The sequence below is a fragment of the Falsiroseomonas algicola genome (assembly GCF_011040385.1).
Classification (GTDB): Bacteria; Pseudomonadota; Alphaproteobacteria; order Acetobacterales; family Acetobacteraceae; genus Falsiroseomonas; species Falsiroseomonas algicola.
This window is the reverse complement of record NZ_JAAIKB010000021.1, coordinates 1-23,049: the sequence shown is the minus strand read 5'-3', so window position 1 is coordinate 23,049 and position 23,049 is coordinate 1. Positions and strand designations below refer to the sequence as shown.

Below are 23,049 nucleotides of genomic sequence, written 5' to 3'. Positions count from 1 at the left end.
CCGCGATGCCGACCCCGCCCACACGCCTCGTCGAGCGTTTCTACCATGAGGTCTGGAACCAGGCCGACGAGGCCGTGGCGCGGGAGATCCTCAGCCCCGGTTTCCGCTTCCGCGCCTCGCTGGGGCCGGAGAAGACGGGGCCTGAGGGCTTCATCGACTACATGCGCCTGATCCACGCCGCGCTCGGCGGCTATACCTGCACGATCGAGGAGATCGTCGCGGAGGATCGCCGCGCCGCCGCGCGCATGCGCTTCGCCGGCACCCATCGCGGTCCCTTCTTCGGCGTGGCCCCCACCTTCCGCCCCATCGCCTGGTCCGGCGCCGCCTTCTTCGCCACGGATGGAGAGAGGATCACCAGCCTGTGGGTGCTAGGCGATGTCGATTCGGTGCGCCAGCAGCTGGGCGCCACGGTCGCATCCCTGCCCTGAATCTGCTGGATTCCGCGTCTTGTTCCGTCTATGTTCTTGGCATCACGCGCCGGAATCACGCTCGGAGCCTCGCGGTGCAGAGGCCCGCTGGACCCTGGCTGGGGGGGAGCAGCGTCCCCCCCCTTCCATCCCGAACGCACGCCCGAAAATCGGTGCTAAACGCCCATAATCGGCATAATCGGCATAAGTCGCTTAGTGACTAAAAAGCCACACTTCACGCCGTCCAGGCCACCATCGTCGCCCGCGCGCACTCATGCATCACGGTCAGCGCCCGCTGCGTCGTGCCCACGCCGTTGACGAAGAGGTTCTCGCCCCCGCCGCGCATCCGCTCCAGCTTGGTGATCGCCTGGTCGAAATGGCTGTGGTTGGACAGGAACACGTCGATGTTGCGCTGCCCGGCGACGTCCCGCGCCCGGGCGGCGCCGTCGATGTAGCTTTGCAGGCGCGGGATGCGGTCGGGCTGGCGGCCGAAATTGAAGGAGGTCCCGCCCCAGAGCATCGCCCGGTGGGTGGAGGCGCCCTGCTTCAAGTCGAAGATCAGGCTGATCGTGCCTCGGGTGTGCCCTGGCGTGGACAGGATATCGACCACCGTGTCGCCGAGCCTGACCTGGCTGCCGTCGCTGACAGAGATGTCGCGCCGGGGCGGGCGGCCGAGTTCGGGCCGGTCGAACTCCAGCCGCCCGGATTCCATCATCTGCCAGTCCACCTCGCTGGCCACCACGCGGCTGCCGTAGCGGCGGGTGAAGTGGCCGCAGCCGCCGTAATGGTCGGCATGGCCATGCGTCACGATCACCAGCTTCACCTGGGCCGGATCCAGGCCGAGCCGCCGCAGCCCGCCATCGATGTCCCGCTCCGCCATGGCGTCGTGGTCCATGCCGTCGATCAGGATGATGCCGTCGCTGGTCAGCAGCGCCCAGGCGCTGACCCAGTGGTTGCCAAGGAAGACGAGGTTGTCGAAGGCCCTGGCCGGCGGCGGCGTCGGCATGGCGCGCAGGTCGTTCGGCGTGGGCAGGCGCAGCCCGGGCGTCGGGGACGCCTCCTCGCCGAGGCGGAGCAGGTGCTGCAGGTCGCTCCCCGCGGCCTGGCGCGCCGCTTCCAGGTGCCGCTGCACGCCGGCGGACTGGGCCACGGCCTCGCTGATCGGCAGGCCGGAGGCGACGCAGCAGGCGCAGCCCATGGCCAGCAATTGCCGTCGCGATGGCGCCACCGCCTCCGCCCGCAGCCTTGTGGGCGCGCGCCTGCCGAAGATGCTCATGGGGCTTCCTCCGATGTTGGGGGGATGCTGCGCCTGCCGGCCGCGCCCTGCCAACGGGAAAAGCGCCCGGCCTCGTGACGGGGGCGCACCTTCCCAAGCCGCGGCCTTCGCCCTACCCATCAGGCGGAAGCGACGATCCGGGAACGACGATGGAAGAGGTCGAGTGCGTGGTGGTGGGCGCGGGCGTGGTCGGCATCGCCGTCGCGCGCGCCCTGGCCCTGGCGGGGCGGGAAGTCCTGGTGCTGGACGCGGCGGAGGGCATCGGCACCGAGACCTCGTCGCGCAACAGCGAGGTCATCCACGCCGGCATCTACTACAAGGCCGGCAGCCTGATGGCGAAGACCTGTGTCGCCGGCAAGAAGAAGCTCTACGCCTATTGCGCCGAACGCGGCGTGCCGCACCGGAATTGCGGCAAGCTCATCGTCGCCACCAGCGCGGCCGAGGCTGAGCAGCTGGAGGGCATCCGCCAGCGGGCCGCCGTGAATGGCGTGGACGACCTCCGCTTCATCACGGGGGCGGAGGCGCGGGCCATCGAGCCCATGCTGACCTGCACCGCGGCCCTCGTCTCGCCCTCCACGGGGATCGTGGACAGCCACGCCTTCATGCTCTCCATGCAGGGCGACGTCGAGCATGCCGGCGGCATGTTCGTCTTCCATGCGCCGGTGGAGGGCGTGACCGTCACCAATTCAGGCTTCGCCCTGCAGGTGGGTGGCGCGGAGCCGATGCAGCTGCACACGCGGATGCTGGTGAACGCCGCGGGGCTGCATGCGCCGGCGCTGGGGCGGAAGATCGCGGGGCTGCCGGCGGAGCATGTGCCGACGGCCTATTACGCCAAGGGCAACTACTTCACCCTCGCGATGAAGTCGCCCTTCTCGCGCCTGATCTATCCCGTGCCGGTGCCGGGGGGCCTGGGCACGCATCTGACGATCGATCTCGGCGGCCAGGCGCGGTTCGGGCCGGATGTCGAGTGGATCGAGGAGATCGAGTACAGCGTCGATCCGCGGCGCGGCGACAGCTTCTACGAATCCATCCGCCGCTGGTGGCCGGAGCTGCCGGATGGCGTGCTGGCGCCGGGCTATTGCGGCATCCGTCCCAAGACGGTGCCGAAGGGCGCGCCCGGCCAGGATTTCGTGGTGCAGGGCCCTGCCGTCCACGGCGTCCCTGGCCTGGTCAACATGTTCGGCATCGAGAGCCCCGGCCTCACCGCCTCGATGGCGCTGGCTGACGAGGTGCTCGCCGCCTTCGGCTGACTCGATAAGCCCTCTCCCCACCGGGGAGAGGGCGCCCTGCGTCAAAGGGTGAAGGGAACGCCAATCTCCGGCACCAGCACCTTCGCCGACGCGCCGTCCATGGCGCTGACGAAGGCATCCGGCGTCGCCGCCAGCATCCCGAAGGTGCCGAAGTGGCACGGGATCGCCGTCTTCACGCTCGGCAGGAAGCGCTTCACCGCCAGCGCGCCGCGCTTGCCATCCATGGTGAAGCGGTCGCCGACCGGCACGAAGGCGACGCTCGGCTTATGCAGCTCGTCGATCAGCGCCATGTCGGAGAACACGTCGGTGTCGCCCATGTGGTAGATCGTGGGCTCCCCCGCGATCTTCGGCGTCACGACGAGCCCGCCCGGCAGGCCGAGGTCCTGCGTGATGCCGTTCTCGTCCATCACCGCGGAGGAATGGAAGGCGATGGTCATGGTCGTCGTGAACTCGCCCTGGTCGGTCGTGCCGCCGGTGTTCATCGGGTCCATGGCCTTGAGGCCCTTGCGGGCCAGGAACATGCAGATCTCGAAATTGGCGACGACGGCCGCGCCGGTGCGCTCATGGATCGCCAGCGCGTCGCCGACATGGTCGCTGTGGCCATGGGTGATCAGCACGTGCGTGGCGCCGGCCGAGGCCGCGACGGGATCGCCCTTGAAGACCGGGTTGCCGGTCAGGAAGGGGTCGATCATCACGACGGAGTTGCCGAACTCCAGCCGATAGGCCGAGTGGCCGAACCAGGTGATCTTCATCAGATGCTCTCCCGCTAAGCTGGCGCCGTTCTAGCAAGGGATGGCGCGCGGCGCAGCCCGGGGTCACGACCGGGGCGACAGCACCTTCCATATCCCGTTGGCAGAGAGCACGGGCTTGCCGTTCTGCGTCAGCGTGCCGCGGATGAAGACGATGCTGCGCGTCTGCCGCGTGATGTCGCCCTTCACCGTCACGAATTGCGTCACGTCGCCGGGAGCGAGGTAGTGGAGGTCGAGCTGGATGGTCGCGATCGGCACGCGCCCCACCGCTTCCCGCACCGTGCGGCCGAGCGAATGGTCCATGTAGGTCGCAAGGATCCCGCCATGGATCACGCCGCGGCCGTTGTTCAGTGCGGGGCTTGGCTGGAAGCCGCAGGAGAAGCCCGTCTCGTCGGGGCGCATCCACATGGGGCGGAGGAATTCGGGCAGCCCCCAGGCATCGGTCTGTTCCCAGCCCTCGGTCGCGGGGTCGAAGCTCATGCGGAGGAGGTCTCGTCCAGTGTCGGCGGCACCATGTCCCGCCCCCGGCGGGATGGCCAGCCTCAGCGCCGCGCGCCGCGGGTCGCTGCCGTCCGGGGCGCGCGGCTGGCGGGCGCGCGGCTGACCTTCGCGGCCGTGCGCCGGGCAGGCTGCGCCTGCGCCATGGCGAGCACCAGAGCGGCCATCTCGTCGGCCAGTTCCTCGACCGAAAGCCGCCCCGCCGGCCGGTACCAGACATAGGCCCAGCCCACCATCCCGCCGATGGCAAGCGCCGCCAGGCGCGGATCGGCGATGCGGAACTCGCCCTGCGCCACGCCTTCCTCCAGCAGGCCCGAAAGCTTGTGGTCGAAGTCGCGGCGCATGCGGCTGACACGCTGGAAGTCGCCGGGCAGGAGGTTCTTTTCCTCCCGCGTGAAGATGGCAATCAGCTTCTGGCTCTGCAGCACCGCCGTCACGAAGCGGCGGCCCAGCGCCGCCAGCTTCTCGGCGGGCGAGGCACCTTCCATCGCCAGCGCGGCCTCCATCGCCCGGACGGCGGAGGCGACGCCCCGCGTGCAGATCTCCGCCAGCAACTCGGTCTTCGCGCTGAAATGCGCGTAGATGAAGGGCTTGGTGACGCCGAGCCGTTCCGCCACCGCGTCCAGCGTCGTGTTCTCGTAGCCGCGCTCATAGAAGAGTTCGACGGCGGCGGTGATGATCCGCTCGCGCTTCAGCGCGGCGACCTCATCCCGGATGCCCATGACGGGCGCGGGGCTTGATGTCGTCATGACCGGGGAGGGGCAGCCTTCGTGCAGTCGAGTCTCGCCGACATCTGTATAGCCCATACAGGTTGAAGGCCAGCGGGAAGGCCGGTCCGCGGCCGTCCGCAGGTCGCCAGCGGCGCTGCGTTCCGCGCTGCATGACGCGGTCCTTGGCTGACTCGGGAATGCGCCGTTGCCTGGCCTGAGGCAGCCGCCTCGCGGAGGCCGGCGTCCGGCCGGTGCGGCCAGCCTCAGGCGCGGGCTGACAGCGCCGAAAGGAGCCGACGATTCCAGGGCATCTGGCGAAGCACCTGCATCGCGCTGACCTGGCCCGTCAGGCCGCCGAAGACCAGGAAGACGCCGATGGCCACGGCGACCAGGTGGAACCAGTCGGAGACGAACAGACCCAGCGCCTCCCCCGCCAGCAGCAGCCCGCCGACGGCGATCTGTCCCTGGCGGGCGAGGTCGAGGGGCTGGCCGGCTTGCTCCACGATGGGCAGGCCGGCGGCGCGCCATTCATCCATCCCACCCTCCACGATGAGGGCCTGGCACCCCGGCACCCGCGCCAGAAGTCGCGCCGCATGGGCGGCGGTGCGGGCGCCGGTGCCGCAGTGGAAGATGACCGTCGCGCCCGGCGTCACCGCCAGCGCCACCTGTTCCAACCGCGACAGGGGCAGGTTCCGCGCCCCCGGGATGCGCATCGTCGCGTGCTCATCGGGCTCCCGCACATCGACGAGCACGGCTCCGTCCTGATGCATCAGGCGCGCGGCTTCGACGGGAAGGATACTGCGCGGCATGGGCGGCGACGTCCCTGTCATCGCAAGGTGATCTTGGACAGGACTTCTATCTGTCCCAACAGTGGTGGCAGGTCCAGCGGAAAGACGAGGCGTCGCGAAGCTTTAAGGACAGGACAAGGGAAGTGCGTTCGTTAATAATTTCCTTGTCCATATCTGTGACGTCTTTTTCAGAAATTGATGCCAGAGACCCTGCCTGTCATCACCCGCAGCGCACCGACATGCCGCCATCCACCACGAGCTCCGTCCCGGTGATGAAGCGGGCTTCCTCCGATGCCAGGAACAGCACGGCATTCGCGGTATCCCGCCCATCGCCGGCGAAGCCCATCGGGATGCGCGCGATGCGCGACCTGATCAGCGCCTCCACGTCGCCGCCGGCACGCTGGCCCGCGAGCCGCGTCTCCACCATCGGCGTATGCATCTGCCCCGGCACCACCGTGTTCACGCGGATGCCCTTGGTGGCGTACTGGATGGCCACGACCTTCGACAGCTGGATGACGCCGGCCTTGGAGGCGGCGTAGGCCACCTGCGCCGCGCCGGTCCAGCGGATGCCGCTGGTGGAGGCGAGGTTCACGATGGCGCCGCCGCCCTGTGCCTCCATCACCGGCAGCACATGCTTGCAGCCCAGGAAGACGCTTTTCAGGTTGTGGTCGATCTGCGCGTCCCACACCTCCTCCGCCATCTCCACCGGGCCGCCGGCCGCCGATCCGCCGACATTGTTGACCAGCACGTCGATCCGGCCGTGCTTCGCCACGATGTCGCGAACGATGGCGGCGACGCCTTCGCTCTCCGTCACATTGCCGGTCACGGGGATGAAGCGGCCCTCCACCTCGGCCGCCTTCGTCGCGGTCTCCTCCATCGCGGCCGCGTTGCGGTCCACGCCGATGACGGTGGCACCCTCCCGCGCGAAGGCGACGGCGATGGCGCGGCCATTGCCCCAGCCGGGCCCGACCGATCCCGCGCCGGTCACCAGCACGACCTTGCCCTCGAAACGCTTCGTCATCGTCAAATCCTCAATCCAGTACGATGTTCGCGGCCTGCGCCACGCGCCGCCAGCGGGCGATCTCCGCGCGCTGGAAGGCGCCGTATTCCGCCGGGCTGTTGCCGACGACCGTGTAGCCGCCGGCCGCGAGCGTCGCGGCGTTGGTCGCTTCCTTCAGCACGGCGGCGATCTCCGCGCTGATCGTCTCCAGCAGCGGCGGGGCCATGCCCGCCGGCCCCATCACCGCCTGCCAGGAGGAGACGTTGAAGTCCGGCAGCCCCGCCTCCGCCGCCGTCGGCACCTCCGGCAGGAGGGGACTGCGTTCGGCGGCGGTGACCAGCAGCGCGCGCAGCCGGCCTTCGCGCACCGGGCCGATGATGCTGCCGAGGCCCTGGAAGCTGACCTGCACCGTGCCCGACAGCTGGTCCATGACCGCCGTGGCGCCGCCGCGGGAGGGGACATGAGTCGCCTCCGTCCCCGTCATCTGCGTGAACAACTCCATCGTCAGGTGGGGGGAGGAGCCGATGCCGCTGGTGGCGTGGAAGACCTGGCCCGGCCGCGCGCGCATCCAGGCGACGAGTTCCGGCAGGTTGCGCACCGGCGCGACGGCGGGGTTCACCACCAGCACGTTCGGCGTCGTCACCGCCAGCGTGACCGGCGCAAAATCCACCAGCGGATCATAGCCGGGGTTGCGGTACAGCACGGCATTCAGCGCGAAGGCGCCGATCGAGCCCACCATCAGCGTGTGCCCATCCGGTGCCGCGCGCATCAGCAGCCGTGCCGCAAGCTGGCCATTGGCGCCAGGCCGGTTCTCCACCACCACGGGCTGGCCGCGTTTCTCCGACAGCCGCGCATTGATCGCGCGCGCCGCGATGTCGGAAGCGCCGCCCGGCGCGAAGGGCACGAGCAGCGTCACGGGCCGGGACGGCCAGGCGCCCTGCGCCAGCGCGGGCGTGGCCAGCAGCGCGGCCATGGCGCCAAGACCCTGCCGGCGGGTGATCCCTGCCATGCGCTTCCTCCTGCCTTCTTCTGCCGACAGCGTTAGGACGCTTCGCCACGCCCGGCAACCGCTTGCCAGCCGCGCCTCGCCCTCTAGGCTGGCGCGCAACAAGCCCCGAGGAAGCGCCATGGCCCGATCCACCCAGCACTACATTCCCGTGCGCGAGGACTGGCTGGCCCTGGGCCGGGAGGAGGCGCTGGATCCCGGCCAGAGGATCGTCGATCCGCATCACCACCTATGGGACCGTCCGGGCTGGCGCTACCTGCTCGATGACATCCTGGCCGATATCCGGACAGGGCATGACGTGCGCGCGACCGTGATGGTGCAGGCGCGCGCCATGCACCGCGCGGAAGGGCCGGAGGCGATGAGGCCCGTGGGCGAGACGGAATTCGCCAACGGCGTCGCCGCCATGTGCGCCAGCGGCATCTATGGCGAGGTGCGCGTCTGCGCGGGCATCGTGGGCCATGCCGACCTCACGCTGGGCGATGGCGTGCGCCCGGTGCTGGAGGCGCATCTCGCCGCCGGTGGCGGCCGCTTCCGCGGCATCCGCCACATCGCCACCTGGGACCCCGACCCCGCGCTGCTCAACCCCGCCTATACGCCAGCCGAGGAGATGATGGCCTCCGACGCCTTCCGCGCGGGCTTCGCGCAGCTGGCGGCACTCGGCCTCAGCTTCGATGCCTGGATCTACTTCCACCAGATCCCGCGCCTTGCGGCCCTGGCGCGAGCGTTTCCGCAGGTGCCGATCGTGCTCGACCATTGCGGCGGCATCCTCGGCATCGGGCGGTATGAGGGACGGCGCGACGCGGTGCATGCGGAATGGCTGGGCCACATGCGCGACCTCGCCACCTGTCCCAATGTGATGGTGAAGCTGGGCGGCCTCGGCATGCGGCTGCCCGGCTTCGGCTTCGAGGATGGCCCGAGGCCGCCGGACAGCGCGACGCTGGCGGCAGCCTGGAAGCCCTGGATGGAGCCGGTGGTCGAGCTGTTCGGCACCGGCCGCTGCATGTTCGAGAGCAACTTCCCGGTGGACAAGGGCAGCTACGGCTATGGCGAGGGCTGGAACGCCTTCAAGCGCCTGGCCGCGCAGGCCAGCGCGGAGGAGAAGGCCGACCTGTTCTGGCGCAGCGCCACGAGTTTCTACCGCTTGCCTACCACGCCGGGGTGAGGCCGAGGCCAGGGCCGGCTGGCACGTCGATGAACCCGTCGCGCACGGCCAGCGCCTCCCCATAGGGCGGCGCCTCGAGATCGGCAAAGTAGATCTCGATCGGCTCGGCCTCGGGCGCGGCAGCCAGCATATGCAGCGTCGCCAGCAGCCCCGGGCCGAAATAGGGGGAATGCGGCACCACGGCGATGCCGGCATCCCGCGCCATGGCGAAGACGTCGCGCAGGGCGGAGACGCCGCCATGCTTCGTCACGCTGGGCTGCGCCACATCGACGGCGTTCCCTTCGATCAGGCGCGAGAAATCATGCGGGTTCGACAGGTTCTCGCCCGCGGAGATGGCATGGCCTTCGCGGCGCAGGGCCGCCATCGCGCAAAAATCCTCCGGCGGCCAGGTCGGCTCCTCCACCCAGCGGACATTCATGCCCGCCACGGCGCGGCAGAAGGCGCGCGCCTCATCGAGCGTGCGCCAGGCGCAGTTGATGTCGAGCATCAGCGGGATGTCGTCGGGCGCCGCCGCGCGCGCGGCGCGGATGCCGTCCAGCGCCACCTCATGCAGCTTGATCGCGCGATAGCCGCGGCGCACCGCTTCCCGCACGTTCCGCGCCACGGCATCCGGATCGTCGTAGCGCAGCAGGCTGGCATAGGCGGCGACGCGCGGGCGGGCGGCCTTGCCCAGCAAGGCATGCAGCGGCTTTCCCGCGCGCTGCGCCGCGATGTCCCACAGCGCGATGTCGATGGCAGAGATGGCGAAGCTGACCGGCCCGTTGCGGCCGAAATTGTGGAAGCGCCGTTCCAGAAGCTGCGTGAGCGCGGCGATGTCCGCTTCCTCCTGGCCGAGGCAGGCGGGCGCCACCAGCCGCTCCAACGCATCGCGCGTCGTCTCCACCAGCGTAAAGCCGAAACCCTCGCCGAAGCCCACCAGGCCGTCGCTCGTCTCGACGCGCACCAGCAGCGTATCCATGCTGCGCAGCCGCAGGTTCCCGCCCTGGCTGGCCGCGCCCGCGCCATAGGTGAAGGCACTGCGATGCACACGGCTTTCCAGGCGGGTGATGGTCATGGCGTTTCCCCTTCGTCAGGGGCGCATCCTGGCATCCATCCCGGCGCGCGTCTCCCGGTCCGTCTCCGCCAGCAGCGCCTTCACGCGCTCGGCCAGCACCGCGGCCGCAACGGGCAGGGCGCGTTCCCGCCGCGCCAGCAGCGCCAGCCGCCCGGCCTTCACCTGCGGATCGACCAGCGGCACGAAGACCAGCTCCCCCGTCGCGAGTTCCGCGCGGATGCCGATGGGGGATCGCATGGCAAGCGCCAGCCCGGCGCGAACCAGCGCCGCGACGGCGCCGGGCGAGTTGGTCTCCGCCACCTCGGTCCGCTGCGCCCAGCGGCGCACCAGCCCATGTGCGTCCGGCTGCGCGCCGATGCCATGTTTCAGCATCACCACCGGCTCCGTCGCAAGGTCACTCAACCGCAGGGCGGCGCGCTTCGACAGCGGATGGTCCGGCCGCATCACCGCGCCGATCGGCACCGCCGCCTCCGCCAGCACCACGACATCGGCGTGCCGCTGCGGATGCATCGCCAGGCCGAGATCGGCCTGGCCCTCCGCCACCGCCTGCAATACGGCCGGGCCGGTCATCACATCGATCCCGAAGCTGACGCGGGGGAATTCCTGGTGGAAGGCGGCCAGCACCGGCGGCAACACGTCCCGGATGATGCCGTCCTCGCTCGCCAGCCCGACGCGGCCGCGGCGCAGGCCGCGCAGGTCATCCAGTTCCGACAGCGCGCGGTCCAGCAGCTGGTCGATCTCCCGCGCGTGGCGGTAAAGGACCTCGCCGGCACCGGTCAGCCGCACGCCATCGGCCATGCGCTCGAACAGCTTGCATTGAAGCTGATCCTCCAGCTTCAGGATCTGGCGGTTGATGGCGGAAGGCGCGACGCGCAGCGCCTCCGCCGCCTGGCGCATCGAGCCACAGCGCACCGTCTCCCGGAAGTAGCGCAGCGCGATGAGATGGACATGCATGAAGCTCGACACGCGCGCCCCTCGACCCTGATCGGGTCAGCCTATGGCAGGCGCACGGTGATGGCGATGTGCGTCATGCCGTGGCGGGCTCGGCGACCGCGCGCTTCAGCAGCGGCTTCACCGCCTGCTGGATCAGCGCCATCGACCGCCGCACCGCATCGGTCCTGAGCCCCGGCACCTGCACCATGAGGTCGAGGCGATCCACGCCCGTCTCCGCCACATAGGCGTTGAGCAGCGCCGCCACCTCCTCCGGCGAGCCGATGATGAAGTTCACGCCGAGCGCCCGCTCCTCCAGCGTGCGCGGATCGGCGGCGAGCAGCCCCTTGGTCATGGCCTCCGCGTGGTAGCCCTTCCCGCCCATCTGGCCGAGATAGAGCGACAGTGCCTCGTCCGCGTCGCGCATCGCCTCCGCATGGCTCTCCGCGACGAAGACCAGTCGCACCCCGCGCACCAGGCCCGTGCCGCCGGCGGCGCGATAGGACTTCACGATCGCGGCCTGGATCGGCGGCAGCTCCGCCTGGCCGACCACCAGGTTGATTCCGGCATCGGCGATGTGTCGCAACGTCGGCTCATCGCGTGCCGCCGCCCAGATGCGGGCGGCCAGGTCCGGTGCCGGCGCGGGCGAGATCGGCGCGCCTTCCGCCGTGCCGCTGAGATGCGCGACGATCTCGCTCAGCAGCGCGCGGAACCGCGCCGCCTTCTCCGCCCGCGCGGGATCGCCGGGCTTCACATCCGGCGTCGATCCCAGCCCCACGCCGAACTCGGCGCGCCCGCCGCTCAGCAGGTCGAGCAGGCTCATCTCCTCCGCCGTCCGCTGTGGCGGCGTGGTCGACAGGATGCGCACGCCGGTGCCGAGCGCGATGCGCGTCGTCTTCGCGGCCAGATGTGCCAGGAACATCTCGGAGGCCGGGATGCGGCCATAGAAGCGCGCGCCGGGGCGGACATTGTGATGCTCCCCGATCCAGACGCTGTCGAAGCCGAGTGCCTCGGCCAGCAGGGTCTCCTCGATCGCGGTGGCGACGGCTTCCGCATCGGTGGTGGCGTGCGCCGCCCACATCTGGTTCATGATGCCGATCGCATTGCTCTTCAGCATGGCGTGTCGTTCCTGTGATCTGGCGTTGTCAGGCAGGGCCCGGCCGTTCACGGCGCCACGGCATCGCCAGCCGTTCGGCCAGGCAGACCAGGCCGTAGACGCAGAGGCTGGCGGCGGTGCAGAGCAGCACGGCGCACCAGACTTCCGTCATGCGGTACTGGGAACTGGCGAAGACGATGACGTAGCCAAGGCCGGTGGTGGATGCGACCCATTCCGCGACGACGGAGGCGACGAAGCAGCCGCAGGCGGAGAGCCGGAGCGCGTTGAAGACGAAGGGCAGGGCGGCGGGCAGCCGCACGATCAGCAGCCGCTGCTTCCAGTCGGCGGACAGCGTGTGCAGCAGCTCCGCCACCTGGTCATCGGCGCTGGCGAGGCCCCGCATGGCATTCACCAGCATCGGGAAGAAGACGAGGAAGGAGGCGATGAAGAGCTTCGGCTCCACGCCGTTGCCGAGCCAGAGCAGCAGCGCCGGCGCCACGGCCACGATCGGCACGGCCTGCGCCATCATCGCCAGCGGCAGCGCAGTGAGGCGCGCGAGCCGGAGATGCACGAAGACCACGGCGAGCGCGAAACCCAGCGTGTTGCCAAGCACGAAGCCGCCAAGCGCCGCCATCGATGTCCAGCCGAGATGCAGGAACAGGCGCGGCGCCGAACTGACGAAGGTGGCGGCCACGTCGCTCGGCGCCGGCAGGATCAGGGGCGAGACGAGGCCCGCCCGCGTCACGCCCTCCCACACCAGGAGGATGGACAGGAACAGCAGCGCCGCCGGTCCCACCTGCCGCAGCGCAAGCGCCAGTGCATCGAGGCCGGGCAGGCGCAGCGAAGGCAGCGCGGGCGCCGGAACGGAGAGGTCCGATGGCATCAGGCCATGCCCTCCCCACGCGCCGTCCAGCGGCCCAGCAGCTTCTCCACCAGCATCACGCAGCCCAGCGTCACCAGGGTGAGGCCGGAGGCGACGATGATCGCGGACCACATCATCGCGAGCTTGAAGTATTCGCCCGAGATGACGATGAGGTAGCCGAGCCCCGCACTGGCGCCGACCCATTCACCCGTGATGGCGACGATGAAGGCGATGGAGGCGCCGATCTTCAACGCGGTGAACAGGAAGGGCAGCGCCGCCGGCAACTCGACGATCAGCAGGCGCTGGAGCCGGCTGGCGGACAGCGAGTGCAGCAGCTCATGGTACTCGACATCCGCTGATTCCAGCCCGCGCACCATGGTGATGAGCGTCGGGAAATAGACCGCGATGGAGACGACGGTGACGATGGGCACCAGCCCGCGATCCAGCATGAGGACCAGGATCGGCGTGATCGCCACCATCGGCATCCCGCGCGTGACCAGCGCGAGCGGCAGCACGCAGCGCTTGAAGGCGGGGAACCATCCCATCAGCACGGCCACGACGACGCCGACGATGTTGCCGATGGCGAAGCCGAGCAGCGCCTCCATCGCCGTGAGCTGGCCGTGGCGCCAGAGCGGCTCGTTGTTGGTCAGGATCTCCGCCAGTACGGCCGAGGGCTTCGGCAGCAGATAGGGCGCGATGATGCCGGCTTCCGTCAGCACGGCCCAGGCTGCCAGCAGCGCGGCGAGACCGAGCGCGGGCGGAACCACGCGGGCCGCACCGCGCCAGGCCATGGCGCCGCCAGCGGAGAGGGTGAGGGACATCAGATCCTCGGCATGCCGGCGCGTTCCAGGATCTCGGTGGAGAGCATGGAATCGGTGTCGATCACGGTGCTGGTCACGCCGGAAAGCTGGAGGTTCGTCGCCGTCTCCCGGTAGATCGCGGGATCGACCCACATGAGGCCACGCTCCGCCGTCAGGGCGCTGCGCATGTGATCCGCCTGGCCGCGCGCGAGGAAGACCTGCTGGTCAAGGTCGAGGCCATCGATGAACTTCTGGTCGATGATCCATTTCGCCGCGGCGGCGGGGTCCTTGAAGTACTCCTCCCAGGCCTTGGCCTCGGCGCGGAGGTAGCGCACCAGCACGTCCCGCTTCGCGGGATCGGCGAAGGCGCGTTCCTGCGTGAAGTAGGAATTGGTCTGCGCGTTCATCCCGTACTGCGCCAGCGGCATCAGGTTCACGGGCACGCCCGCCATCTCGATGCTGCGCGGTTCGTTGAAGGCGAAGGTCGTGATCATGGCGTGGACGCGGCCGGAGATGATGGTCGCCACATCCGTCCTTCCGATCGGCGTCACGGTCACCTGGCTCGGCTGCAGCCCGTTCTTGCGCATGAAGAGCTCGAAGAAGGTCTGAGCGGGAATCTTCACCGCGATCGGGCGTCCCGGCAGCTGGGACGGGTTGGTGAGGCCGCTGTCCTTCCGCGCCGTCATGCAGACCGGGCTGCGCTGGTATTGCGCGGCGAAGATCTTGAACTTCTCGCCCCGCCCCGCGCCGGCGATGATCTGTTCAGGCCCGACGATGCCGATATCCGCGCGTCCGGCGGCCACCATCTGCACCTGATCCACGCCCGTGCTGGCAGGCACCGCGTTCACCGTCAGCCCCTCGGCCGCGAAGAAGCCGGCGCGCACGGCGTAGAGCGGGCCGAACATCTCCACATTCGGCGCATAGCCCAGCGCCACCGTCAGCCGAACGGGGCCTTGTGCGGAGGCCATCCGAAAGGAAGGCAGCGCCAGCGTGGCGGACCCCGCCAGCAGCAGGCGGCGATTGAGGCGGATCATCGCGTGCATCTCCTCAGGCAAAAGCGGGTTCGCGAATGGCGGGGCGCGTAACGCCGGGGTCGCCATGCAGCGCATGGCGAAGCTCCGCCTCATGCGCGGCGAAGGCGGGGTCGTCGCGCATCGCATCGGTGCGGTGATGGCCGAAGCCGATCTCCAGCTTGTGCACGATCCGCCCCGGCCGCGGTGACATCACCGCCACGACATCGGACAGGATGATCGCCTCCGCGATCGAATGCGTCACCAGCAGCAGGGTGGCGGACGTCTCCTCCAGGATACGCAGCAGCTCGAAGTTGAGGCTCGCGCGCGTCAGTTCATCGAGCGCGCCGAAGGGTTCGTCCATCAGCAGGAAGCGCGGTCGCAGCGTCAGCGCGCGGGCGATGGCGGCGCGCTGACGCATGCCGCCGGAGAGCTCATGCGGGTAGGCGCGTTCGAAGCCGCGCAGCCCCACCAGTTCGATCGCCTCCTCGGCCCGCCGGCGGCGCTCTGCCCGGTCGGCACGAGCCACTTCCAGGCCGAGTTCCACATTCTCCAGCATCCGCCGCCAGGGCAGCAGCACCGATTGCTGCGAGACGAGCGCGAAGCTTCGCGTCGCACGCGCCTCGGCCGGCGTCATGCCGCCCAGCGTCGCGCTGCCGCCGCTGGGCTGCACGATATCGGCCAGGATGCGGAGCAGCGTGGACTTCCCACAGCCCGAGGCACCGATCAGCGACGCCCAGCCGCCTTCCGGGATGGTCAGCGAACAGGCCGACAGCGCCTGGGTCACCTCCCGCCCGCGGCGATAGGTCATGGAGAGGTCGCGGATGTCGATCCCGCCGCGCTGCGACGTATCCTGCAGTCTCGCCAAGCATCGCCTCCCCAGGCCCGCGCGTGTCGGGCCATCCAGTCGTTGCGATCGGCATGGCTGGCGTGATGGGTTGCGGTTGACGCGTTGCAGCGTCCGCTTTCCCTTTCCTCGGTGGGAAGGCTTTCATGCGCCACGCGGCGCGGTCAAGCGCCGGATGGGCGACGGGGCGTTGCTCATCCGGCAACGCCTGCCCCTCGCCACCGGCCTTGCGTGATGTCTAGACTGGACGGGAAAGACGGGGGGAAGTGCGCCATGCGGATCGCGCGACTGCGCAGCTTCATGAGCCGCGACGGCGACCGGCCACGCGTGATCGTGGCACTCGACACCGAATGCGGCATCACCGGATGGGGCGAGTGCTACAACCACGGGCCGGACCGGGCCCTGCCGCCGCTGCTCGACTACCTCACGGACATGATCGTGGGGGAGGATCCGCGGCGCGTCGAATACGTGACGCTGAAGCTGGTGCAGCAGGCGCGCTTCCCGCCGGGTGCGCTCGGCCTGGCGGCCATCGCGGCGATCGACCAGTGCCTCTGGGATATCGCGGCCAAGGCGCTGGGCGTGCCGGTGTATCAGATCCTCGGCGGCGCGATGCGCGACCGCGTGCGGGTTTACCAGGGCATCTACACCGCGCCCGATCCCGCCATCGCGCGCGATCGCGTGCAGGAACTGAACGACCGCTTCGGCCTCACGGCCTTCAAGCTCAGCCCCTACCGCGTCGACCTGCACGCCCATCGATGGGGGGAGGTGGTGCGCCAGGCCGGAGAGTATTTCGGCAGGCTGAGGGAGATCGCGCCGGCCCAATTCGACTTCGCCTTCGACGCCCACGCGAAGATCTTCGAGCCCTGGCAGGCCGTGCAACTCGGCAACGCGCTCGCCCCCAATGATCCCCTGTTCTTCGAGGAGCCGATCAGGCCGGAGCATTTCCCGGCCTGGGGCGAGTTGAAGTCGCGCCTGGCCTGCCCGCTGGCGACGGGCGAATCCCTCTACAGCCGCTACGAGTTCCTCGCGCTGCTGAATGCGCGCGGCGCGGACATCATCCAGCCCGATGTCTGCGTCGTCGGTGGCGTCGGCGAGATGCGACGCATCTGGACGCTGGCGGAAGCGCATTACGTCACGCTCGCGCCGCACAACCCGATGGGCCCGCTGGCGACGGCGGCGAACCTGCACCTCTGCCTGGCGGCGCCCAACTTCAAGATCCTGGAATACCGCCTGCCGCCCGGCGTCGATACCGTGCGCAAGGATGGCGACACCGGCAGCTATGTCGTCGATCCCTACCTGCCGGAGGATGGCCACCTGCTGCCCCGCCCGGATCGCCCGGGATGGGGCGTGACGATGGACGAGGATTACCTGGCGACCGACCGCTATGTGCGGTGGGAGCGGAAGATGCCACGCAAGCCGGACGGGTCCTGGGGCTACCCCTGAGGGTTGCGAAGACGCAACCTCGCCGTCACCGATCGTGCTTGATGCCCTTGATGGCGCGTGCCAGCCTTCCCGCATCCGGGGCAACACCGGGCGAGGGAGGCTGCGGCCATGAAGGAAGAAGGGGTGGGGCGTCGCGCCCTGTTGCAGGGGGCAGCGGGCGTGGCGCTGGCGATGCCGGCGGGCATGGCCCTGGCCCAGGCGGCGGCGAAGGAAGCGCCGGATGTCGCGGCGGCCGTGCAGCAGGGGCGCCTGCCGCCGCTGGAACAGCGCGTCGGCAGCGCGCCCATGGTGGTCACGCCGAACGAGCCCAATGGCCGCTACGGCGGCACGCTGCGGCGCGGCCTTCGCGGCGGGTCCGACCACAACGGCATCCTGCGCCTGATCGGCAACCAGGGCCTGACGCGCTGGAACATGGAATTCACCGACGTCCTGCCCTGCGTCGCGCAGCGCTGGGAGGTCTCCGCGGATTCAAAGGAGTTCACCTTCCACCTCCGCCCCGGCATGCGCTGGTCCGATGGCGCGCCCTTCACGGCGGATGACATCCTCTTCGCCATCAACGACTGCATCCTGAACACGGAACTCTACCGGTCCCCGCCCTCGATGTGGGTGATCGATGGCCAGCCCGTGAAGTGCGAGAAGCTCAGCGACACGGCGGTGAAGTTCACCTTCGCCGGCCCCTACGGCCTGTTCCTGCAGCAGATGGCGACGCCGCTTGGCCAGCACCCGACGCTCTTCGCCAAGCACTATTGCGGGCGCTTCCACCCCAAGTACAACGCGGAGCTCGCGGCGACGCTGCGCCAGGCCAATGTCTCCGACTGGGCGCAACTCTTCCGCCAGCGCTGCGGCGACATCGAGATTCCCTCGCGCTGGGGCAATGCGGAAAAGCCGACGCTCGATCCCTGGGTGGTTGAGGAACCCTACCAGGGCGGCGCGACGCGCGTGACGATGCGGCGCAACCCCTTCTTCTGGCAGGTGGACAATACCGGCCGCCAGCTTCCCTACATCGATCGCTTGAACTTCCAGGTCTACCAGGACGTGGAAAGCCTGATGCTGGACGTGATCGGCGGGCGGCTCGACCTGCAGGAACGCCATGTCGATGTGCTGGCGAACAAGCCGGTGGTCGCGCAGAACATGCAGCGCGGCAACTACCGCATGTTCGACACGATCAATGCCGGCTCCACCAGCATGACGATCTACCCCAACCTCACCCACAAGGATCCGAAGATCCGGGAGATGCTGGGCAACAAGGAATTCCGCCAGGCCCTCTCGCTCGGCATCAATCGCGCGGAGATCGTGGACATCGTCTATCTCGGCCAGTCGGAGCCCTGGCAGATCGGCCCGCGGCCGACGCATCCCTGGTATCATGAGAAGCTGTCGCGCCAGTTCACCGAACACAACACGCGCGAAGCGAACCGCATCCTGGATCGCATCGGCTACAACCGCCGAGACAGCCAGCGCTTCCGCCTGCGCCCGGATGGCCAGCGCGTCTTCTTCGCCATCGACGTCATCACCGCGCTCTACCCCGACAACAACGATGCGCTGGAACTGATCAAGCGCCACTGGGCGGAGATCGGGATCGACGTGAAGATCAACACGATCGACCGCTCCCTCTACTATACCCGCGGCGACAACAACGACCACGACATCGCGGTCTGGCCGGGGCCGGGCGGGCTGGAGCCGATGCTGGACCCCCGCGACTTCTTCGCCATGCACACGCAGGGCACGCGCTACGCCGTGCCCTGGGCCATGTGGTACGCCAGCGGCGGGCGGGACGGGCAGGAACCGCCGGAGCACCAGAAGGAGCGCATGCGTCTCTACGACCAGGCGCGATCCACCGCGGATACGCGGCGGCAGGGCGAGTTGATGAAGCGCGTCTTCGACATCTGCGCCGAGCAGTTCGAATGCATCGGCGTGAACCTGGCGCCGAACCTGTTCGGCGTGGCGCAGAACCGGCTGCGCGGCGTGCCGGCGAGCATGCCCTATAGCTGGTCCTGGCCGCATCCGGGGCCGTCCCTGCCGCAGCAGTTCTTCTTCACCTCCTGAGGGAAGGGGGCGGGGCCGGCCGCGTGCCGGTCCCGCATCATCCGCATGCTGGCCTATATCCTCCGCCGCCTGGTCTGGATGGTGCCGTCCCTCGTGGCGGTGAGCTTCCTGGCCTTCTTCCTGATCCAGTTGCCGCCCGGTGACTACGTCACGACCTATGTCGCGACGCTGGCGGCCTCCAACGAGATCGTGGACCAGCGCACGGCGCAGGAGTTGCGCGAGCGCTTCGGGCTGGAGCAGCCCTTCATCGTCCAGTACTGGAAGTGGATCACCGGCATCCTGCTGCGCGGCGATTTCGGCCTGTCCTTCGAATGGCAGCAGCCTGTCTCCGGCCTGATCTGGGAACGGATGGGCCTGACGCTGCTGCTGACGTCATCGACCCTGGCCATGACCTGGGCGATCGCGCTGCCGATCGGCGTGCTCTCCGCCGTGCGGCAGTACAGCCTGCTCGACTACCTCTTCACCTTCATCGCCTTCCTTGGCTTGGCGATCCCCGGCTTCCTGCTGGCGCTGGTGCTGATGTATGTCGCCGTCGTGCATTTCGGGCAGGAGGTCGGCGGCCTGTTCAGCGAGGCCTACCAGACCGCGCCCTGGTCCTTCGACAAGTTCCTCGACCTGCTCGCGCATCTCTGGGTGCCGGTGGTGATCCTGGCGGTGAACGGCACGGCCGGCCTGGTGCGGGTGATGCGCGCCAACATGCTGGACGAGCTGCATCGCCCCTATGTGACGACGGCGCGCGCCAAGGGGCTGTCCGAGATCAGGCTGCTCATCAAGTATCCCGTGCGGCTCGCGATCAACCCGCTGATCTCCACCATCGGCTGGATGCTGCCGCAGCTGATCTCCGGCGCCACCATCGTGGCGGTGGTGATGTCGCTGCCGATCGCGGGGCCGCTGCTGCTGCAGGCGTTGCTGAGCCAGGACATGTACCTGGCCGGCGCCTTCCTGCTGCTGATGTGCACGCTGACGCTGGTGGGCATGCTGCTGTCCGACATCCTGCTGGCGCTGGTCGATCCGCGCATCCGGTACGACTGAGATGAACGCCATCCAGCCAGCCGCCGCGACGCCGCCGGGGGACCGCGCCATCGACCGCACGGCGGCGGCGTCCCAGTGGAAGCTGATGTGGTGGAACTTCCGACGCCACAGGCTGGCCATGGCCGGTGGCATCATCGTGCTGCTGCTCTATGTGGTCGCGCTGGTGCCGGATTTCCTCGCCACGACCGATCCCGGCAAGCAGAACGCCCGCGCCGTCTTCCACCCGCCGCAGATGATCCACTTCATCGACACCACCGATGAGGGATGGCGCATCCGGCCGCATGTACAGGCGATGCGCCTGACGCGGGATCGCGTGACGCTGGCGCCGACCTTCACGCCCGACCCCAACCGCAAGATCTACCTGTCCTTCTTCGTCGAGGGCTATGAGTACGACTTCCTCGGCCTCTTCACGACGAGCATCCACCTCTTCGGGCCGGAGAATCCGCGCGACAGCGTCTTCCTCTTCGGCGCGGATCGCCTGGGGCGCGATGTCTACAGCCGCATGATGAAGGCGGCGCAGACCTCGCTCTTCATCGGCCTGATCGGCGTCTTCCTCTCCCTCGTCATCGGGCTGATCCTCGGCGGCATCTCCGGCTACTATGGCGGGCGCGTCGACTTCGTGATCCAGCGCGTCATCGAATTCGTGCTGTCCCTCCCGACCATCCCGATCTGGCTGGCGCTGGGGGCGGCGCTGCCGCAGGGCTGGCCGCCGGAGCGCATCTACCTCTGCATCACCATCATCCTGTCGCTGGTGGGCTGGGCGCAGCTGGCGCGCGTGGTGCGCGGGCGGTTCCTCTCGCTGCGCACGGAGGATTTCGTCACCGCCGCGCGTCTCGATGGTGCGTCGGAGAAGCGGATCATCTTCCGCCACATGCTGCCCTCCTTCGCCTCCCACATCATCGCCTCCATCACGCTCGCGATTCCCGCGATGATCCTGGCGGAGACGGCGCTCTCTTTCCTCGGCCTCGGCCTGCAGCCGCCCGTCATCTCCTGGGGCGTGCTGCTGCGGGAAGCGCAGAACATCCGCTCCATCGCCACGGCGCCGTGGTTGTTCGCGCCGGGCGGCGCGGTGGTGATCGCGGTGCTGGCGCTGAACTTCCTCGGCGACGGGCTGCGGGACGCGGCGGACCCCTACCAGAAATGACCGATAGCGCCCCCGTGCTGGAGGTCCGCGACCTCCACGTCTCCTTCCCCACCCGCACTGGCCTGGTGCGTGCGGTGGATGGTGTGTCCTTCTCCCTCGCGCGCGGCCTCACCACCTGCGTCGTCGGCGAAAGCGGATCGGGCAAATCGGTCACCGCGCGGTCGATCCTGCAGATCGTCGATCCGCCCGGCCGGATCACCGGCGGGCAGATCCTGTTCCACCGCAAGGATGCCTCCACCGTCGATCTCGCCGCGCTGGACCCGCGCGGCCGCGCCATCCGCGACCTCCGCGGCGACGAGATCGCGATGATCTTCCAGGAACCGATGTCCTCCCTCTCCCCCGTCCACAAGGTCGGCGACCAGGTGGGGGAGGCGGTGCGGCTGCATCTTGGCCTGTCCCGCAAGCAGGCGCGGACGCGTGCCATCGAACTGCTGGCCTCCGTCGAGATCCCCGACCCGCATCGCGCGGTGGATCGCTACACCTTCGAATTCTCCGGCGGCATGCGCCAGCGCGTGATGATCGCCATGGCGCTGGCCTGCGACCCCGCCGTGCTGATCGCGGACGAGCCGACCACGGCACTCGACGTCACGACGCAGGCGGAGATCCTGGACCTCATCGGCCGCCTCCAGCAGCAGCGCGGCATGACGGTGATGTTCATCACCCACGACATGGGCGTGGTGGCGGAGATCGCGCACGACGTCGTGGTCATGGAACGCGGCAAGGTGCGGGAAAGCGGGCCGGTCCGCAGCCTGTTTGCCGCGCCGCGCGATGCCTATACGCGCATGCTGCTCGGCAACGTCACCAAGCTGGAACGCCCCTCCGACATCCGCCTGAAGCGTCCCGCACCCGCCACGCCGCCGCCGCCCATCCTGCGGATCGAGAATCTGTCGATGGTCTTCCCGATCGTGAAGGGGATCATGCGCAGGCAGGTCGGGGAGGTCCGCGCCGTCGATGGCGTGACGCTGGAGGTGCGACCGGGAGAGACGCTCGGCGTGGTCGGCGAAAGCGGCTCCGGCAAGACCTCTCTCGGCCGCTGCATCCTGCGTGTCACGGACCCGACGGGCGGCGCCATCCATTATCGGCGGGAGGACGGCTCGGAGATCGACCTGGCGAAGGCCGAGGGCGAGACGCTGCGCGCCGCACGGCGCGAGATCCGCATGGTCTTCCAGGACCCCTTCGCCAGCCTGAACCCGCGCATGACGGTGGCCCAGATCGTCGGTGAGCCGCTGCTGGTCAACGGCCTGGCACGCGGCGCCGAGTTGCGCGACCGCGTCGCCGCGCTGCTGGAACGCGTCGGCATCGAGCCCGGCTGGGCGGAACGCTACCCGCACGCCTTCTCCGGCGGCCAGCGCCAGCGCATCTGCATCGCCCGCGCGCTGGCCCTCAAGCCGCGCGTCATCGTGGCGGATGAGGCGACGGCGGCGCTCGACGTCTCGCTGCGGGCTCGGATGCTCGACCTGCTGCTGGACCTTCAGGATGAGCTGAACCTCGCCTATGTCTTCATCAGCCACGACATCAGCGTCATCCGCTACATGTGCGACCGTGTCGCGGTGATGCATCGGGGGAAGGTGGTGGAGACGGGAGAGGCCGCGCAGGTCTGCGACAACCCGACCCATGCCTATACCAAGGCGCTGCTCTCCGCCGTGCCGCGGCCGGACCCGGAGGCGCGGCGCATCCACCTCCGCCACCGATACGTCGCGGCGGCGGAGTAGGCATCAGAGACCGTTTGAGAACACCGGACGGGTCGGGTCCGCGGGTCTTTTCCGCCGCTGCGGCGTCAGCAGACTTGCCGATGCAACCAGCATCGGCGGCGTCTGCTTCCTGGCAGCAACGAAAAATCCCCTGCGGACCCTCAGCCGCCGGCATTCTCAAACTGATGCGGTGGACGGCCCCTGAGCGGCATCGATGTGCCAGGCTCGCGGCTGTTGAGGTCAGCGAGCAA

General features: G+C 69.2%; 22 protein-coding genes. 8 read left to right on the top strand and 14 right to left on the bottom strand.

Annotation, left to right across the window (positions count from 1 at the left end):
• Positions 1-5: 5 nt before the first annotated feature.
• The gene (locus tag G3576_RS28160; RefSeq protein WP_164697824.1) at positions 6-428 is read left to right on the top strand and encodes an ester cyclase; all 423 of its coding nucleotides are present in this window, start codon (positions 6-8) and stop codon (positions 426-428) included.
• Between the two features lie 214 nt (positions 429-642).
• On the opposite strand, the gene G3576_RS28155 is transcribed toward G3576_RS28160, so the two are convergent.
• Entirely contained in the window at positions 643-1,683 is a 1,041-nt protein-coding gene (locus G3576_RS28155; protein WP_164697823.1) for an MBL fold metallo-hydrolase, read from the bottom strand.
• 149 nt (positions 1,684-1,832) lie between these two features.
• Here G3576_RS28155 and G3576_RS28150 point away from each other — a divergent pair, with 149 nt between their 5' ends.
• Complete coding sequence (locus tag G3576_RS28150; RefSeq protein ID WP_164697822.1) at positions 1,833-2,933, top strand: NAD(P)/FAD-dependent oxidoreductase; 1,101 nt, start codon at positions 1,833-1,835, stop codon at positions 2,931-2,933.
• A 41-nt stretch (positions 2,934-2,974) separates the two neighbouring features.
• On the opposite strand, the gene G3576_RS28145 is transcribed toward G3576_RS28150, so the two are convergent.
• From G3576_RS28145 to G3576_RS28120, 6 genes are all read right to left on the bottom strand, one after another.
• Positions 2,975-3,685 (bottom strand): metal-dependent hydrolase, encoded by a 711-nt coding sequence (locus tag G3576_RS28145; protein ID WP_164697821.1) that lies wholly within the window; start codon positions 3,683-3,685, stop codon positions 2,975-2,977.
• Positions 3,686-3,748: 63 nt separating this feature from the next.
• Positions 3,749-4,162, bottom strand: coding sequence for a PaaI family thioesterase (locus tag G3576_RS28140; RefSeq protein WP_164697820.1), 414 nt, complete (start codon positions 4,160-4,162; stop codon positions 3,749-3,751).
• Positions 4,163-4,224: 62 nt separating this feature from the next.
• Positions 4,225-4,929: a TetR/AcrR family transcriptional regulator gene (locus G3576_RS28135; RefSeq protein WP_164697819.1), complete on the bottom strand. Its 705-nt coding sequence runs from the start codon at positions 4,927-4,929 to the stop codon at positions 4,225-4,227.
• A gap of 224 nt (positions 4,930-5,153) precedes the next feature.
• Positions 5,154-5,699: a rhodanese-like domain-containing protein gene (locus G3576_RS28130; protein WP_164697818.1), complete on the bottom strand. Its 546-nt coding sequence runs from the start codon at positions 5,697-5,699 to the stop codon at positions 5,154-5,156.
• A gap of 199 nt (positions 5,700-5,898) precedes the next feature.
• Complete coding sequence (locus G3576_RS28125) at positions 5,899-6,699, bottom strand: SDR family NAD(P)-dependent oxidoreductase (RefSeq protein WP_164697817.1); 801 nt, start codon at positions 6,697-6,699, stop codon at positions 5,899-5,901.
• A gap of 10 nt (positions 6,700-6,709) precedes the next feature.
• Complete coding sequence (locus tag G3576_RS28120; protein ID WP_164697816.1) at positions 6,710-7,687, bottom strand: Bug family tripartite tricarboxylate transporter substrate binding protein; 978 nt, start codon at positions 7,685-7,687, stop codon at positions 6,710-6,712.
• 118 nt (positions 7,688-7,805) lie between these two features.
• Between G3576_RS28120 and G3576_RS28115 the strand changes: the two genes are divergently transcribed.
• Positions 7,806-8,846: an amidohydrolase family protein gene (locus G3576_RS28115; protein WP_164697815.1), complete on the top strand. Its 1,041-nt coding sequence runs from the start codon at positions 7,806-7,808 to the stop codon at positions 8,844-8,846.
• Here G3576_RS28115 and G3576_RS28110 read toward each other — a convergent pair.
• From G3576_RS28110 to G3576_RS28080, 7 genes are all read right to left on the bottom strand, one after another.
• The gene (locus G3576_RS28110; RefSeq protein ID WP_164697814.1) at positions 8,830-9,900 is read right to left on the bottom strand and encodes a mandelate racemase/muconate lactonizing enzyme family protein; all 1,071 of its coding nucleotides are present in this window, start codon (positions 9,898-9,900) and stop codon (positions 8,830-8,832) included. The genes G3576_RS28115 and G3576_RS28110 overlap by 17 nt on opposite strands.
• Positions 9,901-9,915: 15 nt before the next feature.
• Entirely contained in the window at positions 9,916-10,866 is a 951-nt protein-coding gene (locus G3576_RS28105) for a LysR family transcriptional regulator (protein WP_164697813.1), read from the bottom strand.
• 61 nt (positions 10,867-10,927) lie between these two features.
• Entirely contained in the window at positions 10,928-11,947 is a 1,020-nt protein-coding gene (locus G3576_RS28100; protein ID WP_164697812.1) for an LLM class flavin-dependent oxidoreductase, read from the bottom strand.
• A 28-nt stretch (positions 11,948-11,975) separates the two neighbouring features.
• A complete protein-coding gene (locus G3576_RS28095; protein WP_164697811.1) occupies positions 11,976-12,809 on the bottom strand; it encodes an ABC transporter permease in 834 nt (277 codons plus the stop codon).
• The gene (locus G3576_RS28090) at positions 12,809-13,609 is read right to left on the bottom strand and encodes an ABC transporter permease (protein WP_164697810.1); all 801 of its coding nucleotides are present in this window, start codon (positions 13,607-13,609) and stop codon (positions 12,809-12,811) included. Before G3576_RS28090 ends, G3576_RS28095 begins: the two co-directional genes overlap by 1 nt.
• Positions 13,609-14,622 carry an ABC transporter substrate-binding protein gene (locus G3576_RS28085; protein WP_164697809.1) on the bottom strand — a complete coding sequence of 338 codons (1,014 nt, stop codon included), beginning with the start codon at positions 14,620-14,622 and terminating at the stop codon, positions 13,609-13,611. The genes G3576_RS28090 and G3576_RS28085 overlap by 1 nt, the downstream gene beginning before the upstream one ends.
• 13 nt (positions 14,623-14,635) lie before the next feature.
• Positions 14,636-15,466 carry an ABC transporter ATP-binding protein gene (locus tag G3576_RS28080; RefSeq protein ID WP_207623083.1) on the bottom strand — a complete coding sequence of 277 codons (831 nt, stop codon included), beginning with the start codon at positions 15,464-15,466 and terminating at the stop codon, positions 14,636-14,638.
• Between the two features lie 252 nt (positions 15,467-15,718).
• On the opposite strand from G3576_RS28080, the gene G3576_RS28075 reads away from it, so the two are divergent.
• From G3576_RS28075 to G3576_RS28055, 5 genes are all read left to right on the top strand, one after another.
• Positions 15,719-16,888: a mandelate racemase/muconate lactonizing enzyme family protein gene (locus G3576_RS28075; RefSeq protein WP_164697808.1), complete on the top strand. Its 1,170-nt coding sequence runs from the start codon at positions 15,719-15,721 to the stop codon at positions 16,886-16,888.
• A gap of 108 nt (positions 16,889-16,996) precedes the next feature.
• Positions 16,997-18,931: an ABC transporter substrate-binding protein gene (locus G3576_RS28070; RefSeq protein ID WP_164697807.1), complete on the top strand. Its 1,935-nt coding sequence runs from the start codon at positions 16,997-16,999 to the stop codon at positions 18,929-18,931.
• A gap of 45 nt (positions 18,932-18,976) precedes the next feature.
• Complete coding sequence (locus G3576_RS28065; RefSeq protein ID WP_164697806.1) at positions 18,977-19,963, top strand: ABC transporter permease; 987 nt, start codon at positions 18,977-18,979, stop codon at positions 19,961-19,963.
• Position 19,964: 1 nt separating this feature from the next.
• Entirely contained in the window at positions 19,965-21,107 is a 1,143-nt protein-coding gene (locus G3576_RS28060) for an ABC transporter permease (RefSeq protein ID WP_164697805.1), read from the top strand.
• On the top strand, positions 21,104-22,819 hold the full coding sequence (locus tag G3576_RS28055) for an ABC transporter ATP-binding protein (RefSeq protein ID WP_164697804.1): 1,716 nt from the start codon (positions 21,104-21,106) through the stop codon (positions 22,817-22,819). The genes G3576_RS28060 and G3576_RS28055 overlap by 4 nt, the downstream gene beginning before the upstream one ends.
• The last annotated feature ends 230 nt before the right edge of the window (positions 22,820-23,049 follow it).

What these genes read in the sequence shown, in the direction of transcription:
- G3576_RS28160 (WP_164697824.1), top strand. Translation starts at nt 6, where the DNA reads ATGCCGACCCCGCCCACACGCCTCGTCGAGCGTTTCTACCATGAGGTC.
- G3576_RS28155 (WP_164697823.1), bottom strand. Translation starts at nt 1,683, where the DNA reads ATGAGCATCTTCGGCAGGCGCGCGCCCACAAGGCTGCGGGCGGAGGCG.
- G3576_RS28150 (WP_164697822.1), top strand. Translation starts at nt 1,833, where the DNA reads ATGGAAGAGGTCGAGTGCGTGGTGGTGGGCGCGGGCGTGGTCGGCATC.
- G3576_RS28145 (WP_164697821.1), bottom strand. Translation starts at nt 3,685, where the DNA reads ATGAAGATCACCTGGTTCGGCCACTCGGCCTATCGGCTGGAGTTCGGC.
- G3576_RS28140 (WP_164697820.1), bottom strand. Translation starts at nt 4,162, where the DNA reads ATGAGCTTCGACCCCGCGACCGAGGGCTGGGAACAGACCGATGCCTGG.
- G3576_RS28135 (WP_164697819.1), bottom strand. Translation starts at nt 4,929, where the DNA reads ATGACGACATCAAGCCCCGCGCCCGTCATGGGCATCCGGGATGAGGTC.
- G3576_RS28130 (WP_164697818.1), bottom strand. Translation starts at nt 5,699, where the DNA reads ATGCCGCGCAGTATCCTTCCCGTCGAAGCCGCGCGCCTGATGCATCAG.
- G3576_RS28125 (WP_164697817.1), bottom strand. Translation starts at nt 6,699, where the DNA reads ATGACGAAGCGTTTCGAGGGCAAGGTCGTGCTGGTGACCGGCGCGGGA.
- G3576_RS28120 (WP_164697816.1), bottom strand. Translation starts at nt 7,687, where the DNA reads ATGGCAGGGATCACCCGCCGGCAGGGTCTTGGCGCCATGGCCGCGCTG.
- G3576_RS28115 (WP_164697815.1), top strand. Translation starts at nt 7,806, where the DNA reads ATGGCCCGATCCACCCAGCACTACATTCCCGTGCGCGAGGACTGGCTG.
- G3576_RS28110 (WP_164697814.1), bottom strand. Translation starts at nt 9,900, where the DNA reads ATGACCATCACCCGCCTGGAAAGCCGTGTGCATCGCAGTGCCTTCACC.
- G3576_RS28100 (WP_164697812.1), bottom strand. Translation starts at nt 11,947, where the DNA reads ATGCTGAAGAGCAATGCGATCGGCATCATGAACCAGATGTGGGCGGCG.
- G3576_RS28095 (WP_164697811.1), bottom strand. Translation starts at nt 12,809, where the DNA reads ATGCCATCGGACCTCTCCGTTCCGGCGCCCGCGCTGCCTTCGCTGCGC.
- G3576_RS28090 (WP_164697810.1), bottom strand. Translation starts at nt 13,609, where the DNA reads ATGTCCCTCACCCTCTCCGCTGGCGGCGCCATGGCCTGGCGCGGTGCG.
- G3576_RS28085 (WP_164697809.1), bottom strand. Translation starts at nt 14,622, where the DNA reads ATGATCCGCCTCAATCGCCGCCTGCTGCTGGCGGGGTCCGCCACGCTG.
- G3576_RS28075 (WP_164697808.1), top strand. Translation starts at nt 15,719, where the DNA reads ATGCGGATCGCGCGACTGCGCAGCTTCATGAGCCGCGACGGCGACCGG.
- G3576_RS28070 (WP_164697807.1), top strand. Translation starts at nt 16,997, where the DNA reads ATGAAGGAAGAAGGGGTGGGGCGTCGCGCCCTGTTGCAGGGGGCAGCG.
- G3576_RS28065 (WP_164697806.1), top strand. Translation starts at nt 18,977, where the DNA reads ATGCTGGCCTATATCCTCCGCCGCCTGGTCTGGATGGTGCCGTCCCTC.
- G3576_RS28060 (WP_164697805.1), top strand. Translation starts at nt 19,965, where the DNA reads ATGAACGCCATCCAGCCAGCCGCCGCGACGCCGCCGGGGGACCGCGCC.
- G3576_RS28055 (WP_164697804.1), top strand. Translation starts at nt 21,104, where the DNA reads ATGACCGATAGCGCCCCCGTGCTGGAGGTCCGCGACCTCCACGTCTCC.